The sequence below is a fragment of the Flammeovirgaceae bacterium SG7u.111 genome, from assembly GCA_034044135.1.
Taxonomy (GTDB): domain Bacteria; phylum Bacteroidota; class Bacteroidia; order Cytophagales; family Flammeovirgaceae.
The window spans coordinates 7,491,031-7,507,769 of record CP139021.1 but is presented as its reverse complement, the minus strand read 5'-3'; the positions used below and the strand labels follow the sequence as shown (position 1 = coordinate 7,507,769).

At 40.9% G+C, this 16,739-nt stretch carries 8 protein-coding genes; 5 read left to right on the top strand and 3 right to left on the bottom strand.

What is annotated here, in order from left to right; genetic code table 11:
• Nucleotides 1–152: 152 nt before the first annotated feature.
• From R9C00_28910 to R9C00_28895, 4 genes are all read left to right on the top strand, one after another.
• The gene (locus R9C00_28910) at nt 153–1,379 is read left to right on the top strand and encodes an ROK family transcriptional regulator (GenBank protein WPO35720.1); all 1,227 of its coding nucleotides are present in this window, start codon (nt 153–155) and stop codon (nt 1,377–1,379) included.
• 329 nt (nt 1,380–1,708) lie between these two features.
• Nucleotides 1,709–4,033 (top strand): glucosamine-6-phosphate isomerase, encoded by a 2,325-nt coding sequence (locus tag R9C00_28905; GenBank protein ID WPO35719.1) that lies wholly within the window; start codon nt 1,709–1,711, stop codon nt 4,031–4,033.
• 337 nt (nt 4,034–4,370) lie between these two features.
• On the top strand, nt 4,371–6,188 hold the full coding sequence (locus tag R9C00_28900) for a sodium:solute symporter family protein (protein ID WPO35718.1): 1,818 nt from the start codon (nt 4,371–4,373) through the stop codon (nt 6,186–6,188).
• A gap of 176 nt (nt 6,189–6,364) precedes the next feature.
• On the top strand, nt 6,365–7,147 hold the full coding sequence (locus tag R9C00_28895; GenBank protein ID WPO35717.1) for an IS5 family transposase: 783 nt from the start codon (nt 6,365–6,367) through the stop codon (nt 7,145–7,147).
• Nucleotides 7,148–7,864: 717 nt separating this feature from the next.
• Here R9C00_28895 and R9C00_28890 read toward each other — a convergent pair.
• From R9C00_28890 to R9C00_28880, 3 genes are all read right to left on the bottom strand, one after another.
• Nucleotides 7,865–9,862 (bottom strand): glycoside hydrolase family 3 N-terminal domain-containing protein, encoded by a 1,998-nt coding sequence (locus R9C00_28890; GenBank protein WPO35716.1) that lies wholly within the window; start codon nt 9,860–9,862, stop codon nt 7,865–7,867.
• Nucleotides 9,863–10,290: 428 nt separating this feature from the next.
• Nucleotides 10,291–11,856, bottom strand: coding sequence for a SusD/RagB family nutrient-binding outer membrane lipoprotein (locus R9C00_28885; protein ID WPO35715.1), 1,566 nt, complete (start codon nt 11,854–11,856; stop codon nt 10,291–10,293).
• Between the two features lie 18 nt (nt 11,857–11,874).
• Nucleotides 11,875–15,273, bottom strand: coding sequence for a SusC/RagA family TonB-linked outer membrane protein (locus tag R9C00_28880; GenBank protein WPO35714.1), 3,399 nt, complete (start codon nt 15,271–15,273; stop codon nt 11,875–11,877).
• 311 nt (nt 15,274–15,584) lie between these two features.
• On the opposite strand from R9C00_28880, the gene R9C00_28875 reads away from it, so the two are divergent.
• Nucleotides 15,585–16,658, top strand: a complete 1,074-nt coding sequence (locus R9C00_28875) for a LacI family DNA-binding transcriptional regulator (protein WPO35713.1) — start codon at nt 15,585–15,587, stop codon at nt 16,656–16,658.
• Nucleotides 16,659–16,739 lie beyond the last annotated feature (81 nt).

Sequence of the window (16,739 nt, the reverse complement as noted above, 5' to 3'; positions counted from 1 at the left end):
CATTCTTGCAAAACATAACATTCCGAGAATTAGTATAGAAATAGTTTAATGAAATTATTTATTAAAAACATAAATACTTTTTAAAATTTATTAAAAAGATATTGCTACTAAAATATTTATTTCATAAACTTGTGTTACTAATCCTTCGAATTATGCACCAATGGTTATCCGAATTAGATGAGCAAAAGTCTGGGAAAGAGCTAAAGAAAGCTTTTTACAAAAAAGAAGCTGTAAAGCTCTTATATGTGAAAGGCGTTCGAGCCAATTCATATATGGCAAAAAAGCTGGGCGTAAGTATCCCAACCATCCAAACCTTATTAAATGAATTGATAGAAGAAGAGATCATCACAGACTTTGGCCCTGGAGAGTCCAATGGAGGAAGGAGGCCAAACATGTATGGGTTAGCAGCAGATTCCTTCTATACCCTAGGCATTGATATTGGTAGGTATTCAAGCAAGTTTGCGGTATATGACCATAAAAATGAAAATATAAGCGGGCTGCAAGATTTGCAGATTGAGCTGACTGAAGACATAGCTTTTGTTGATAAAATTTACGCCTATGCTTCTAAAGTAATCGCTGATACAGGCATTGCTTATAAAAAGCTTATAGGCATAGGTATAAACATGCCGGGCCTAATAGATTCCGCTAGAGGCATTAACCACAATTATCTCAATTTTGAAAAACCTATTCAAAAAATCTTTGAAGAAAAATTTCAGAAAAGGGTATTTCTGGAAAACGATGCCAGAGCTCGGGCATTAGCCGAATTAAAGTTTGGAAAAGCGATAGGCAAAAAGAATGTATTGGTTTTGCTTCTGGAATGGGGAGTAGGAATGGGGATGATACTAAATGGGCAACTTTATAAAGGAAATTCAGGGTTTTCGGGCGAATTCTCACATATTCCTATACAAGAAGGTGGCGCACTTTGCCACTGTGGAAAGCACGGTTGCTTAGAAACTATTGCCTCGGGAATGGCTCTTGTGAAAAAAGTAGAAGAAGGCTTGATGGCTGGCCAGGCATCTATTTTAAAAAGCGCAGATGACACTTATAAATTTCAATTGGAAGAAATTATTGAGGCGGTGAAAAAAGGGGATTTGTTTACTACAAGCCTGATGTCCAATATGGCGCATCATCTAGGCAAGGGTATTGGAACGCTCATCCAAGTTTTGAACCCGGAGCTGGTCATTATAGGAGGAAAGCTTTCCAAGGCTGGTGAATACATTACCACACCTATCAAGCAATCTTTATTCATGCATTGCTTGCCTAAACTGAGAGAAGATGTAGCACTGGAAATTTCGGAACTCGATATAGAAGCGGGAGTGTTGGGAGCCATAGCCGGCGTAACCAATAACCTGTTCCAGACAAGTAGCCCAGTAAAATGACAGAACGAATACTAAGCTTGAATTATAGCAACAAGCAATTACTATAAAGTATAAAAACAACCAATAGTACAGACAAACTATCTAATAACATATAATACTAACCGAATTGTAAATGGTGTTAATCACAAATTAAAACTTTACCTGAATATGCAACATAAAGTCCAAGCTCACTGGCATTGCTGGTGAGCTTACTTTACAGTCCTTTGCTTTGTCTCATTTTATTAATGCTTCAGCAAAGTGGCAAATCCAATCACGAGTTACTTCCCAAAAAAATTACGAACCTAATAATAGTCCATCAAAAAACTATTTAAACATAATTAGTAAACAACATGAGAACAGTTAATTATTCTAAGGTAGAGCAATCCTTCATCGGAGAAAAAAGCTCTAAGGTCACCACCAATATACCTTATATTTCTGTTGATAACTTCCCGAAATTAGGCTTTCTTACCGCTCTTCGTTTCTTAGAGTGGGCTTCTGAAAATCCCAATGGCGTCATTAGCCTTCCTACTGGAAAAACTCCTGAGTTTTTTATTAGGTGGACCAAGTATTTATTGGATAACTGGGATACTCCCAAAGCAAAAGCTATTAAAGAAAAACACGGTTTACAAGGTATTAAAAAACCTGTTTTGAAAGACCTGAAGTTTGTGCAAATAGATGAATTCTATCCTATTAGCTCAAAACAGCACAATAGTTTTTTCAACTATGTGAACAACTATTACATCAACGGCTTTGGTTTAAATCCTGACAATGCATTGCTGATCAACTCGGACACTATCCCTTTGCACGAGGGCATGCATTACTCTGAAGTGTTTCCCGACAACCATGTGGACCTTTCTTTGAGATACCGCGAGGCCACCAACAAAATGGAGGTCATACAGCAAAAATCTATCTTCTTGATAGACGACTGGTGTTCACAGTACGAAGCGAAGATTAGGGAAATGGGCGGAATCGGTTTCTTCCTTGGCGGAATTGGTCCTGACGGGCACATCGCTTTCAACACGAGGGGATCGGACCATCATTCGGCAACTCGCCTAACCAGCACCAACTTCGAAACGCAAGCAGTAGCAGCAGGCGACTTGGGTGGTATAGAAGTTTCGAAAAACAGATTGGTGATCACCATTGGTTTAGAAACTATCACCTACAACCCCGAAGGTGTGGCAATTATATTTGCCGCAGGCGAGGCAAAAGCTCCCGTAGTACAAGATGCCCTAGAAAAAGAGCCTTCAAACATCTACCCTGCTACTTGCCTAACTAAGCTTAAAAATAGCAGATTCTATATCACCGAAGGCGCCGCATCTTCTTTAGAAGCTTCTGTGGAGGCTTACTACAAAAATGGAGAATGGACACAGGCAAAAACGGATAGAGCTGTAATTGACCTTTGCAAAAAACTTAACAAATTTGGGCATCGCCTCTTGCTAGAAGACTTGAAAAAAGACAAGTATTGCAGCATGATTCCTGGGCTAAATAAGGACACGGTTAATTCTGTAATTGAGTCTACGCTAAGCAAGATCGAAAAAGGAACACAGCCAGAACAAGACCAAGTGTACTACCATACAGGTCCTCACCACGATGATGTTATGCTTGGTATTTTGCCACATATCCATCGCCTTATGCGTAATGAGTCTAACAAATCTTATTTCTCTGTACTCACTTCAGGCTTCACGGCGGTTACCAACAAATTTGTGATCAACACGCTCGAAAAAACAATTCAGTTACTCGATAGTGGTGAAATCCAGATGGTAAAATATCCTGACTTTTTTGAAGTAGGCTACAAGTACAAGTGGGATAAAGATGTGTACCATTACCTTATAAAAGTGGCTTCAAATGAGCCAGATGAGAAAGAAAGAGGCTTATCGCACCGTGTAGTAAGGGCGATTGTTGATACTTACAAAGTAAGAAACCAAGAGCAACTTCGCGATCAAATAAACGATATCCTTTCCATACTCAGAAAAAGCTATGATGGCGAGAAAAACTCTCCTCAGATCCAGCGCTTGAAAGGAATGATCAGGGAGTTTGAAGAAGAATTGGTATGGGCATATTTCGGTATCCAAACTAAAAATGTCCACCACTTGCGCCTAGGTTTCTATACTGGTGATATTTTCACGGAACAGCCTAACAGGCAACGTGATGTGGAGCCAATTTTGGAAAAACTTAGGGAGACAAAACCAACAGTAATCAGCCTGGCATTTGACCCAGAAGGTAGCGGACCAGATACGCACTATAAAGTATTACAAGCCATAGCAGATGCGGTTCGTGTGTGGAACGAAGAAGAAGATTTATCTGAGTTGAGAATTTGGGGATACCGAAACGTTTGGTACAAATTCATGCCATCGGATGCGAACGTAATTGTTCCAGTTTCACTGAATGCGATGGCAGTAATGGATACTTCATTTACCAATAGCTACCTAAGCCAAGTAGATGCCTCGTTCCCAAGCTACCAACACAATGGCAAATTTAGTGAGCTTACCCAAAAGACATGGGTAGATCAACTGAAGCAACTCCAGTTATTATTGGGCAAGAAGTATTTCTACGAAAATGAAAGCCCTCGCCTCAGGGCTACCCACGGTCTACTTTATTTCAAAGAAATGAATGTAGAAGAGTTCTTAAACTCTGCCCGTGAGTTGGAAAAATCGATGGAAGGAATGATCGAATAACCTAACATATGTAGTGTTGTTGCTTTAGGTAGGGAAAAGGTTTTTAGAGCGCCTTCTCCCACCTAAACAGCATATGTTTTCAAAGATGAAACTGTATTAAAAAGACCGCTACTTCCAGAAAGCATAACATTATTGATACAATAAAGCTTTTTAACCTCCGACCTCCCAAAAACCAACGACATATTCGATTTACTATAAAGAAGCTTAGTGCATCTCCCACTTTTCTTGCCTAAGCTGGTATATCTTTCCTAAAGAAACAGGTAGACTCTGTATACCAGCAGGATTTTTAGAGGGGACTTTATTTAGTGTTTTCTATTAAACTAAACAGACGCATCTCATGGCGATATCACTATTAGACTGGTCAATTATAGCCTTATATTTTGTCGTTAGTATCGGCATTGGCATCTATATGTCAAAGCGGGCAGGCAATAGCACAAGCGACTTTTTTTTAAGCGGCAGGAACTTGCCTTGGTATGTAGCGGGCACCAGTATGGTTGCCACCACTTTTGCAGCCGATACTCCTTTGGCAGTGACCGAATTGGTCGCCCAAAATGGTATAGCTGGCAACTGGCTTTGGTGGAATATGCTCTTCGGCGGTATGCTCACCGTATTCTTTTTCGCAAGGCTCTGGCGTAGGGCAAATATCCTCACCGACGCTGAATTTGTTTCTATACGCTATTCGGGCAAAGCAGCTCGGTTTTTAAGAGGATGGCGAGCGGTGTATATTGGAGTTTTTATGAACGTGATCGTGATGGCTTGGGTAAATCTTGCCATGGTAAAAATCCTCACCGTGATTTTCCCCGATTTCACTGTATTCGGGCATACTTCTATCCATCTGTTAGGTATTGAGTTCACTTCGCACATGTTGCTCGTGGGCGGCCTTTTATTATTTGTGGCATTTTACTCTTCGCTCTCAGGTTTGTGGGGCGTTTCCATTACCGATACCTTCCAGTTCATTATGGCCATGGGCGGCAGCATTGCCCTAGCCGTTTATGCCGTAGACGAAGTGGGCGGCATAGCTGAATTAAAAAATTCGTTGTCCGATACCCAGTGGGTATTTGATTTTCTGCCAGTAGTAGGTGGAGGAAGTGGAGAAGAAGTGGGTGCTACAGGAATTTTAAAAATGAGTGCGGTAGCCGTAGTAGCATACTTAGGGGTACAATGGTGGGCGAGTTGGTATCCTGGTTCTGAGCCAGGTGGTGGCGGTTATGTAGCCCAGCGAATGATGTCTGCCAAAGATGAGAAAAACTCTCTATTAGCTACATTGTGGTTTCAAGTGGCGCATTATGCTATTCGCCCTTGGCCATGGGTGTTGGTAGCTCTTTCTACCTTAGTGTTGTACCCAGAAGCAGATGACCGTGGCGCTACCTATGTGATGATGATCAGAGATTACCTACCTTCAGGTTTAGTAGGCTTGCTACTCGCCGCTTTTTTAGCTGCGTATATGTCCACCATCGCCTCGCAGATTGTATGGGGAACATCGTATATCATTAATGACTTGTATCGCCCATTCATCAAGCCTAATGCAGAAGAAAAATTTTATGTAAAAGTGTCTAAGATAACCACCTTCTTGCTAATGCTTTTTTCACTAGTTGTCACTACGCAGCTAGAACAAATTAGCGATGCTTGGAAATTGGTATTGGCATTGAGCGCAGGAATTGGCGTAATCTTGATATTGAGATGGTTTTGGTGGAGGATAAATGCATGGAGCGAAATTGCCGCCATGGTAGCACCTTATACAGCCTTACCCATCTTAACAGGTGTTTTTGGCTTAGATATCATCAATAAAGATTTTGAGTTATGCTTGCTCATTTTGGTAGCATGGTCCACCGTATGCTGGTTGGTAGTAACCCTATTAACCCCTCCTACCGATGAGGCTACCTTAAAAGAGTTCTATAGAAAAGTGCACCCAGGAGGAATAGGCTGGACAAAGATAAGTAAACTCATGCCTGAGGTAAAAAGCGACACGGGCTACCTTGCCTTGTTTCTCAACTGGCTATTGGGTTGCCTCTTAGTGATCTTCAGCTTATTTGGTATTGGGAAATTACTCTTCCTAGAGTATACTACTGGCTTAATCTATTTAATAATTGCCTTGGTCAGCGGATTTTTGATTTATAGAAACTTCTCTAAAATGGGTTGGGAGAAATTAAAATAGCAGAACATTGTTTAGCATATAACTTTATCAAGATAAGATTTCTCAAGACAGAGCTTTTAAACCCTATTTATAAACTGTAAAGAAACTTTGGATTTAGCTCAAGGTCTTAGAGCATGTTTAAATTTTGAAAAGAGCCGGGCAGGCTAAAACTTTGTAGTGACGAAACAACAAAGTTTATGGAAACAGGATATACCCGCTTGACCTCCCGGCAATGGCAATATATAAAAGAATATCTTCCCGTGGAAAGGAAACGCAAATATGACCTCAGGGACGTGGTGGACTCGATCTTGTACTGCATGCGCAGCGGACAGCAGTGGCGCAGCCTCTCGGGCGAGGGACGCCCTCCTTGGAATGTGGTATACTATTATTTCCGCAAGTGGCAGGGGGACAACACGCTTTTTCGGCTGAACGCGGCACTCAACCAACTAGAGCGCAAGAGGAAGGGCAAGAAGGCGACCCCGAGCATGCTTTCCATTGATAGCCAGTCGGTAAAGTGCGCGCCTTTTATCGGGCAGGACACGGGGCTGGACGGCAACAAGAAGGTGAACGGGAGAAAAAGGCACGTCATCACCGATACGCTCGGGCTGGTATGGGGAGTGGTCGCCACTGGCGCCAACGAGCATGACGGCACGATAGGGCAACGGGTGGTGGAGCCCCTCTTGGGCTACCTGCACAGGATGGAAAAGATCCTGGCAGACCAGGCCTATAAAAAGAAGTTCACCGGATGGGTAGAGGACAACATAAGGGGCGTAGAGGTCGAGATATCCTCTTGTCCCCCAACCCCCAGGGGCTTTGTGCCCATCAAGTGGAGATGGGTCACCGAGAGGACATTCGGCACGTTCAATTTCTTCCGGAGGCTGTCCAAAGACTATGAAAAAACTACCAAAAGCCAAGAAGCTTGGGTTTTATGGCAAAACTGCCAAATAATACTTAATAGGATCAAAAAAATGCCTATTTAAAATTTTTAAACATGATCTTAAACAAAAGATAATTACTAACTATCACCTACTTATTTCCATTACATACTAAAGACCGTTTGTGGGTTCTGGTCGGGTAAGGTCACGAATTCATGAGCGGTCCTTTTTTATTACCTTTTTCCCTTTAAGACTATTTGACACGCAAATAGTCACCATTCGCCTAGGTATAATACCATTTTGTCAAGATATAGTTTTATTCCTTCGGGATTTTCCTTTCCCCGGCAAGATTTTTTTTGTTACTTCAGCAGAGTTTAGCCTTGCTTCCCCAAGGATTTTCCATCTTCGGTACATATGGCAATAGCTCTCTAGGAAGTAAACTTGCTGGCACAAAGTTGGGCTACAAGTTCAACTCTCTCTAAAAATAAGTACCTGAACAATTGAAATACTTTTATACAAATCCCGAAGGGATGTAATATTTATAGCGAGTCATACCTGCCTTTAGAAATAGCTCCGAAGGGGTGGCACAAGACTAACAAATAAATGTCATCCCTTCGGGGCTTTTGATCCTTTACTTACTCTTTTCCATAAATATGTCAGCCCGTCGGAATTTTGTTACTTGTTGTATCCAAACGAACCGTCTTTAAAACAAAAAAACCAGCAGTTAAAAAACTACTGGTGTCCATTTAGCTAAATCGATCAACCTTATTGATACGTAATTTGCAACAAGGCTGAGTTAAGCATATGTGTTTATGGTGTTGGTTATTTAATGGTAAAAGTTGTGGTTAATTTTTCGTCTCTCGAATCACTCCCAAGTACAAGAGTGTAGGTGCCCGAGTATATTTCCCATTCGCCTTTTGCAGTATCCCATTTTCTCAATTCTGCTATCGGGATGCTCAGTGAAACCTCGCTCTCACCGTTCTTTTTTACTGTTGTTTTCTTAAATGCCCTCAATTCTTTGATAGGCATACGGTCTATTTCAGGATATTGGATATAGGCTTGTACCACTTCTTCCGCATCGTACGCTCCAGCGTTTTTCACTTTTACTGAAACCTCAATCGTATCGCCCTTTTTGTACTTTTTCTCTGGGATTTTTACCCATTCGTACGCAAATTTTCCATAACTGAGACCATAGCCAAACGGATATTGTACTTCCCCATCAAAATAGCGATACGTCCTTCCCTTCATAGCGTAGCTGTTGTAGGGAGGAAGGTCGTCGAACGATTTGTAGAAAGTAATTGGCAGTCTTCCAGAAGGAGATGCTGCCCCAAAAATAATATCGGCTAATGCATTCCCCCCTTGCTCGCCAGCGTACCAAGCCATGATGATGGCATCGGAATAAGGCTCGATGGCAGAAATATCCACAGCGCTTCCAGCAGTGATCACCGTGATGATTGGCTTATCGTGTTTTGATCTTAGTTTTTTCAGGAAAGCCACATGCGCAGCAGGGATACTCAAATCTTTTTTATCGCCACCATTGGCAGCCAAAAAGGCATCGCCTTCTTCTCCTTCGAGCACGGGAGTCAGCCCGATAACGGCGATGGTCAGGTCGCTGGTTTCGGAAGCCCAAACGCCTCCGAAATGTGTGGTATCAGTATAGTTAGAGCCAAGGTCGTATTGAACAGCCATTTCAGGCCCAGCAGCTTCGCTTATTCCTTCCGCATACGTGACGATGTTTCCAGAAATACCGTGGTAGTTTCCCAGCATAGCATCTAGCGAACCCGAATTGCTTCCAGCGACTACGATGCTGCCATATTCTTCTTTATTGATGGGCAAAAGATTATTGGCATTTTTTAATAAGACCATACTTTCCAGAGCTGCCTTTTTGGCAAGTGCAATTTGCTCTTGGTTATGAACATCTTCCCGACCTAAGTTGCTATAAGGATTCAGGGATGGCTCGTCAAAAAAGCCAAGTTTGAAAAGCGTGGTTAGGTTAGGAACCAGCGCGCCATCAATTTCTTCTTTAGCCAACAAGCCTTGCTCAATAGCAGGCATCAGTTCTGCTTGCATAAGGTTGGAGCAGTCGAGGTTTACCCCAGCTTTTACTGCCGCCGCTGCCACTTCCGTAGCCGTTCCCATTACTTTATGTCGAGCATAAATATCTTCCAATGCCCAGCAATCGGTTACGATGTGTCCATTGAACTTCCATTCACCTTTCAATATATCTTCTATAAGCGTTTTGCTGGTACAGCAAGGTTCGCCATTGACGCGATTGTAGGCGCACATAATGGATTCCACTCCTCCGCCTACCAGTTTTTCGAAGGCGTATAAATACGTTTCCCTCAAATCTTTTTCATCTACAATGGCATTAAAAGTATGTCGGTTTGCCTCTGGGCCGCTATGGACGGCGAGGTGCTTTGCAGCAGCAGATACTTTCAAGTAATGTTCATCTTCTCCTTGGAGACCTTTTACAAAAGAAAGTCCCATTTTAGAAGTAAGAAACGGATCTTCTCCATAAGTTTCTTGTCCCCTACCCCAACGAGGGTCGCGGAAAAGGTTGATATTGGGAGACCAAAAGGTGAGCCCCATATATTGGAGGTGCCTGTTTTTGGCTACAGCCAAGTTATATTTAGCGCGTGCCTCTGTGGAAATTATGTCTGCTACTTTATGGACAAGGCCGTCGTTGAAGGTAGCAGCCAAGGCAATTGCCTGTGGAAAAACAGTGGCATTTCCCGCTCTTGCTACACCATGAAGCGCTTCGTTCCACCAGTTGTACTGAGGAATTCCCAAGCGAGGCACTCCTTGATTGTTGTACCCCATAAGGGAAATTTTTTCTTCTAAGGTCAGGTGTTCAAGCAGATTCTCGACCCTAGTTTCAGCTGAAAGTTCTGGATTTCTAAAAATTGGAGTATCCTGTGCGTTGCAATAAAGAGATATGAGACACAAATAGCAGAGCAGTATGTGTTTTTTAATGGAATTAATCATTTCTTTTAGTTGATAAGTAGAGCTTAAAAAAATAAGAATAGAACAGTAAAGAACAAGTGGGGTTATTTCCACTGAAGGAAACAATCTTTCTTCTTTACACTCCCTTTTAGTTTTCTGATCGCTAAATACGAAGCCAATTATCTATCCCATTGAATATAAGAAGCCTAACCAAGCTGGTCATTGGAATAAAAAAGGTGCCTCATGTAAGGCACCTTTTCTCTCTCATTCATTAAAACTTATATGATAGCCTAGTTAATTCAACTTTAGTTTACATCCCAGAATATGCGACCCTCTCTCAAGTCATCGCCTTTCACAACTTCATAATTTGCTCCGTTGTTACTTTTCTCTGTAGCAGGATATAACAACCTGTTCGGAGGCAACTCATTTGTACCTGGATCTTCTTTGAATTCTAGAACAGGATATCCTGTTCTTCTAACTTCTGCCCAAGCTTGATCTGCTTGAAGTATGAAGTAATTCACCCATTTCTGCGTAGCGATTTTCTCAAGTTTCTGATCGGTTGTACCTGTATAAGCAATAGCAGCTTTTGATAAAAAGTTGGTGATAGCTTCTTCAGAAGGAGAGTCCATTGGATCTCTTGAGAATGAATTATTACCATTACCTTGTACTTGAGCTTGGTTCAGGGTATAATAAAACTCAATCGATTGTCTGATGGCAGTTTCATAAGCACCTTGCGCATCTCCTCCGCCCCATCTTTCAAAAGCCTCAGCTTTGATAAAGTTAACTTCGGCAGCAGTTATCATAACTCCTGGAATATTCCAGTTGTAAATAAAAGTAGCTGAGTCGAATGTCGCAATAGCTCCACTGTTTATTAAATCTTGTTGTTCATTAGCAGTTACATCTGCTGGCAAACCAACAAAGCCTTCTGTACCAGCATCCCAAAACACATCTGTTCTTGGGTCTTCATTTGCATCCATTACATCCTCAACTATCAATTCTGCTGCAACAGGAGTAAGGTCTGAAAATACAGCGTGAATCTCAGAATAAAGTGAACTTCCCTCTGGGTACATCTCCAATACCGCATTCTCATCATTTCCATCGATAAGAGGATAGGTAGTTGGGTCAGCAAGCATGGTAGCAATAGTTGATTTAGCAGTAGCTTCATCTATATTGCTAATTCTCATAAGCAACCTAAGTCTCAATGAATTGGCATATTTACGCCAAGCTAGCAAATCACCGTTGTTCATAATATCCTGAGCAGCCAGAAGTGTTTCCACCGTAGAAGGCAAATCAGCACTTGCAAGATAAGTATTGACTTCAGCCAACTCTGCTATAATTGTAGTATATACCTCTGAAGCATCGTCGAACTTAGCGTTGACTAATGCACTCGTAAGATTGATCTGTCCTGCTTCTGAAAATGGAATATCTCCCCACAAATCGACTAATTGAGCCGCATGATCATATACAAGGACTTTTGCCACTTGAAGGAAGACCTTATTTCGTTCCTTCTCATCTTCACCCATTTCATTGTAGGCTTTCTCCATAGAGCGGTACGAATTCATAATACCACCCGTATAAAATGCTTCCCATCTATCTTCTGTGTAAGCAAGGTTATTCTGGTAAACTTTATTGCTTACAGAAAAACCGTAAAACTGGGTATACTTAGCCGTAGTTGGGAATGTAAAAGTCCTGTAATCCCAATAAGTTGGCTTTATCCTATCATTATTAAACATGTAAGTAAGCAACTTACTCATTTCTGGCTCTGTGGTCTTGTTTGGATCGGCATAATATTCCTCCAATTTATCGCTACAGCCAATAGCAACCATGAGAAGACCTCCCAATATAATGGTATTTATTAAAAATTTCTTCATCTCTATTTCTGATTAAAATTAGAATTTAGCCCTTAAAATAACACCCAAACTTCTTGTTGGAGCAGCAGCATAGTTGTCGACACCTTGAGCAATCCAAGAATTACCAATTGCAGCCTCAGGATCCCAATTGTCAGGAGTATTCTTCCAAATATAAAACAGGTTTCTTCCAACAATACTTAGAGACGTTTGTTGCAAACCAACTCTTGAAACCAATTCTTTTGGGAGGTTGTAAGTAAGGCTAGCCTCACGTAGTTTGATAAAGCTATTGTCCATAACAGCCTCTGAGTATTGGCCGTCATAGCCTCCACCAAACCCGCCCCAAGTATAGCTGTTCATATAGTAAGAACCTGCATCGATTACAGTAGTATTAGGTTCCCCACTAGCAGTAACTCCTTCGAGTATTACACCATCGTGGTATTGCCCACTAGGGTTTAGCACATTTACACCATCTACGATATCGTAAGATAATCCACCGTGTTCAGCATCTCTATACTGCATGGTGCTTTCAAACATACCAGCACCTTTCATGTACAAATAAGGAGTGGATACCATTTTAGCTCCAAAACGGTAGTCAGCTACTATATTTAGCGTAAAGTCTTTGTAGCTAAATGTATTAGTTATACCGCCAACAGCTTTAGGCATTATGTTACCTACATTAATATAATCACCTGAATTATCTAGACTATATAAACCATTCTCACCCACAATTTTATTTCCGTTCTCATCGGTCAATGTTGGCAATACATAGATATTACCCAAGGTCTCGCCTTCTTCTGCCCTAATATAGAGCGACCCACCATCTTTATCCTCTGATGTTAGATAATCTACTCCTTCTGCCAACTCTGTCAGTTTGTTTTTGTTGAAACCGTAGTTAAAACCAAGGTCCCATCTGAAGTTACCTGTCATAACAGGTGTAGTGTTTATGGCAAATTCAACTCCTTCGTTAGATAGTGTACCTACGTTGGCCAACATACTTGAAGCACCTGCTGAAGCTGGAGTAGCCACATTAATAATCTGATTACGTATGACATTGTTATAATATGCCGCATCCAGACTCACCTTGCCTCCAAACAGGCTTACTTCTAATCCAAACTCTGTCTCACGTTTTACTTCTATATCGATAGCTTCATTCCCATAATTAGATGAAGTTGGCGATTGGTAAATTACAGCACCGTTACTTGTATTCACAGAGCCTAAACTATAAGTAACCGCCGCGGCATAGGTTGTTGGCGGATTCCCAACCAATCCCCATGAAGCTCTTACCTTACCGTAATCAATAAAGCTAGGCATTTCAAACGCATCAGAGAAAACAAAACTGGCATTTGCCGAAGGGTAGAAATAAGCATTTTTATCAGCAGCTAAAGTAGAACGTGCTTCATACCTTCCAGTTCCTTGAAGAAACAGGTAATCTTTGAATGAAAATTCTGCAATAGCAAAACCTGCCTCATTATAATTGTTACGCTCATACGTATTTACCTGAGAGCCACCATTTAATGGTTGTGAAGAGTTCACCAGCTTGAAATAATTTTCTATTACCAAACCTCCATTCGTACCAGAGGTTGACTCTAAGTATCTATCTTGACGGAAAGTCCCTCCTACAGAAAGATTCATTTTCACATTACTGCTCAAGGTTTCAGAATAAGAAGCCAAAGCATCACCATAGAGCAGGCTATAATTACCATTTTGAAGACGGTATGTTCCTGTATAGCCGAAAGCAGAGGCATATTGAGAATACTCTTTGGTCTCATGCTCTGTGCTAGTATAATCATTCCCAAGACGACCTCTAATCATAAACTTTGGGCTAATTTGATACTTTACCGTTACGCTATTCAAGAAACGGTTAGTGGTTTCGTCTTTGCTATTTTTCAACTGATTCCAATGATAGTCCAACAAATTACTTGCTCTCATCCTATAAAGAAATTTTTCCTCATCATTATAATTCTGATCATACGTAACGTACCTATACCCTTCACTAGTCTGGTATCTTGATTGGTACACGCTCATATCATCCATACGACTGAAAAAACCACCATAAGAACCAAATACTTGATTCAACATGTAAGGTCTATTATGAACAGTATTATTTATAAATGAAGAAACCAAGTCCACAGATACTTTATCGTGCAATTTCATGGTACCATTGAAATTGAAGTTGTTTTTCTTCATTTCAAAACCAGGCATAATACCTTCATAGTCCTGACGTGCATAAGACAAACGAAAACTCCCGTTATCCCCTGAATTCGAGATTGCTACATTTATATTTTTATTATACCCTGTATTGAAGAAATCTTTGTAATTATCTTCATTAGCTGCATATGTTTTATCAGTACCATCCCAGTACTTTACAGTCCTGCCGTCAAACTTAGGACCGAATTGGCCATAAGCACCATAATATGGATGTATAGCTCCATCATCTTCTGTAATCCATCCTTCTCTATTGCCAGTGATCGCTTCATTGTTCGCACCATCATATCCTGGACCATAGCTATTTTGCCAGTCTGGCTGAAAAGCCAGCTGCTCCATATCATACTGAAGTTTCAAGTCAACACCAAGTCCTTTTTTCTTAGATGTTCCCTTTTTTGTAGTAATCACAACCACACCGTTACCACCATCAGATCCATATAAGGCACTTGCACTTGCTCCTTTCAGTACGGTGATAGTCTCGATATCTTCAGGGTTGATATCAATCAAACCATTTTCCCTTACACGTTGCTCATTCCAGAAGTTATTGTTACTTCCAGCATTCTGAAGATTGATAAGGGCGTCATTTCTCATAGGCACACCATCGATCACATAAAGAGGCTGTGTGTTGAAAGATATAGAACTAGCTCCCCTCACCTGAATATTAACCGCACTGGCAGCCCCACCATTTGCTGTAGCAACCCTTACACCAGCAAGTTTACCCGTAAGAGCAGAACCTACGTTCATATTACCTGCCGAAACCAGCTCTTCGGTTCCTACAGAAGCAATAGCGTATCCCAAACTCTTCTCCTCACGCTCAATACCCAAGGCAGTTACAATAACCTCTGATAATTGGGTAATATCTTCTTCCAACACTACAGAAATTGTTGTCTGGTTTCCTACGGTTATTTCTTGATTCGTAAAGCCTACATACGAAAACACTAACACATCAGTACTCTTCGCAGTTATTTTGAAATTACCATCTATATCTGAGATGGTACCTGTACTCGTCCCTTTAATTTGGATGGCTACGCCTGGCAAGAAGTCGCCAGAACTTTGGTCTGTTACAGTTCCAGTTATTATACTTTGAGCATTGGCTTTATTTACAGCCAGTACAAACACTAAAACCAAAATTTGCACAAATACTTTTGTGATCGTTGAGGATTTACCTCTGACACTAGTTTTGGGGCTATAACCCTTCACAAGGCTTAGCCGATTACTGTAATTTTCGTCCATTTAACTTATCATTTAGTTATTAGAAATACAATTTTCCCAACACATGAGACCAGGATTATCTAGTTCTTGCATTGAGACATTTACTGTCTTGATATTCGAACAAACAAGCCCTCCTAAACATCCAAATCGGGTATGTGAACATCACGTTGAAGCTTATCAATCCACTACTACTTTAGTAAATGTAAATACAAATTTTACAAAAACACAACATCTTTCATAAAAAATGTGTGCGCACACATTCATTTCGTTTACGCACACAGAAGAAAATACGTAATTTTATTAGTAATATTGTAAACGCTAGACATACATTAATGGAAAACTACAAGAACATTCGAATCAAAGACATTGCTAAGATGGCAGATGTCTCGGTAGGAACTGTAGACCGCGTGCTTCACCAGAGAGGAAAGGTCTCTGATGAAGCACGCAAACGGGTTGAAAAAATACTCGAACAGACGGGATACAAGCCTAACCTACTAGCCAGAACATTAGGCTCCAATAAGAAACTAAGATTGGTCGCCCTGATTCCCGACCCTAGGCAAGACGAATATTGGAAGCTTTCTCAATTGGGGGTTGAACAAGCTGCACATGAATGGTCGCATTATGGTGTAGAAATAGTACCTCAATACTTTGACCTCTACCACAACGAAGCGTTTGCTCAAGTAGCCTCCCAAGTTCTTAAATCCAAACCTGATGGTTTGCTAATTGCCCCCATCTTTTTCAGAGAATCCAGTGAGCTTTTCCAAGGGCTAAAGAAAGCCAATATCCCCTTTGTCCTTTTCAATACCAATATATCCGAAACTTCTCCCATGTGTTTCATAGGCCAGGATTTGTACCAAAGTGGGCGCGTAGCAGGAGAATTGCTTGACTTAGGAGAAAACAATGGTCGTAAAAAAATTGCTGCTCTACATTTGTATGAAGAGGTAGAAAATTCTGTTCACCTTAAAGCGAAAGAAACAGGACTGAGGGATTATTTTAGCGAAAAGCCAAATAATAAATATGAAATCATTAGCCTCAGCCTCAGTGGGTCCGACCAATATTCATCTGATAGCCAACTGCTCGACTTATTAAAATCAAATGATCTTCACGGAATGATGATTACAACGTCAAAAGGCGCCCACATTGCAGCTTCCATGCTTGAAAAACTAAATAATCACCACATCCGAATAGTTGGTTATGACTTACTTGAACTAAATATTGTGTACCTTAAAAAAGGATTAATTGACTTTCTCATCAATCAAAACCCTAAAAGGCAAGCTCAATTAGGAATTTCTTACCTAGCCAACCAACTGTTATTTAAAAAAGAACCTCCCAAAGAAGAGTTGTTCCCGCTTGAAATCATTACCAGACAAAACTTGGAGTCTTACATGAAGTCTATCATTCATTAAATAATAAGGAGTAATTCCATTTTTTATGCAAACCCTTCTTTCAAACTAAACAGAACTCCATTGTATAAACAGACCCCAGCT

What these genes read in the sequence shown, in the direction of transcription:
- R9C00_28910 (WPO35720.1), top strand. Translation starts at nt 153, where the DNA reads ATGCACCAATGGTTATCCGAATTAGATGAGCAAAAGTCTGGGAAAGAG.
- R9C00_28905 (WPO35719.1), top strand. Translation starts at nt 1,709, where the DNA reads ATGAGAACAGTTAATTATTCTAAGGTAGAGCAATCCTTCATCGGAGAA.
- R9C00_28900 (WPO35718.1), top strand. Translation starts at nt 4,371, where the DNA reads ATGGCGATATCACTATTAGACTGGTCAATTATAGCCTTATATTTTGTC.
- R9C00_28895 (WPO35717.1), top strand. Translation starts at nt 6,365, where the DNA reads ATGGAAACAGGATATACCCGCTTGACCTCCCGGCAATGGCAATATATA.
- R9C00_28890 (WPO35716.1), bottom strand. Translation starts at nt 9,862, where the DNA reads ATGGGGTACAACAATCAAGGAGTGCCTCGCTTGGGAATTCCTCAGTAC.
- R9C00_28885 (WPO35715.1), bottom strand. Translation starts at nt 11,856, where the DNA reads ATGAAGAAATTTTTAATAAATACCATTATATTGGGAGGTCTTCTCATG.
- R9C00_28880 (WPO35714.1), bottom strand. Translation starts at nt 15,273, where the DNA reads ATGGACGAAAATTACAGTAATCGGCTAAGCCTTGTGAAGGGTTATAGC.
- R9C00_28875 (WPO35713.1), top strand. Translation starts at nt 15,585, where the DNA reads ATGGAAAACTACAAGAACATTCGAATCAAAGACATTGCTAAGATGGCA.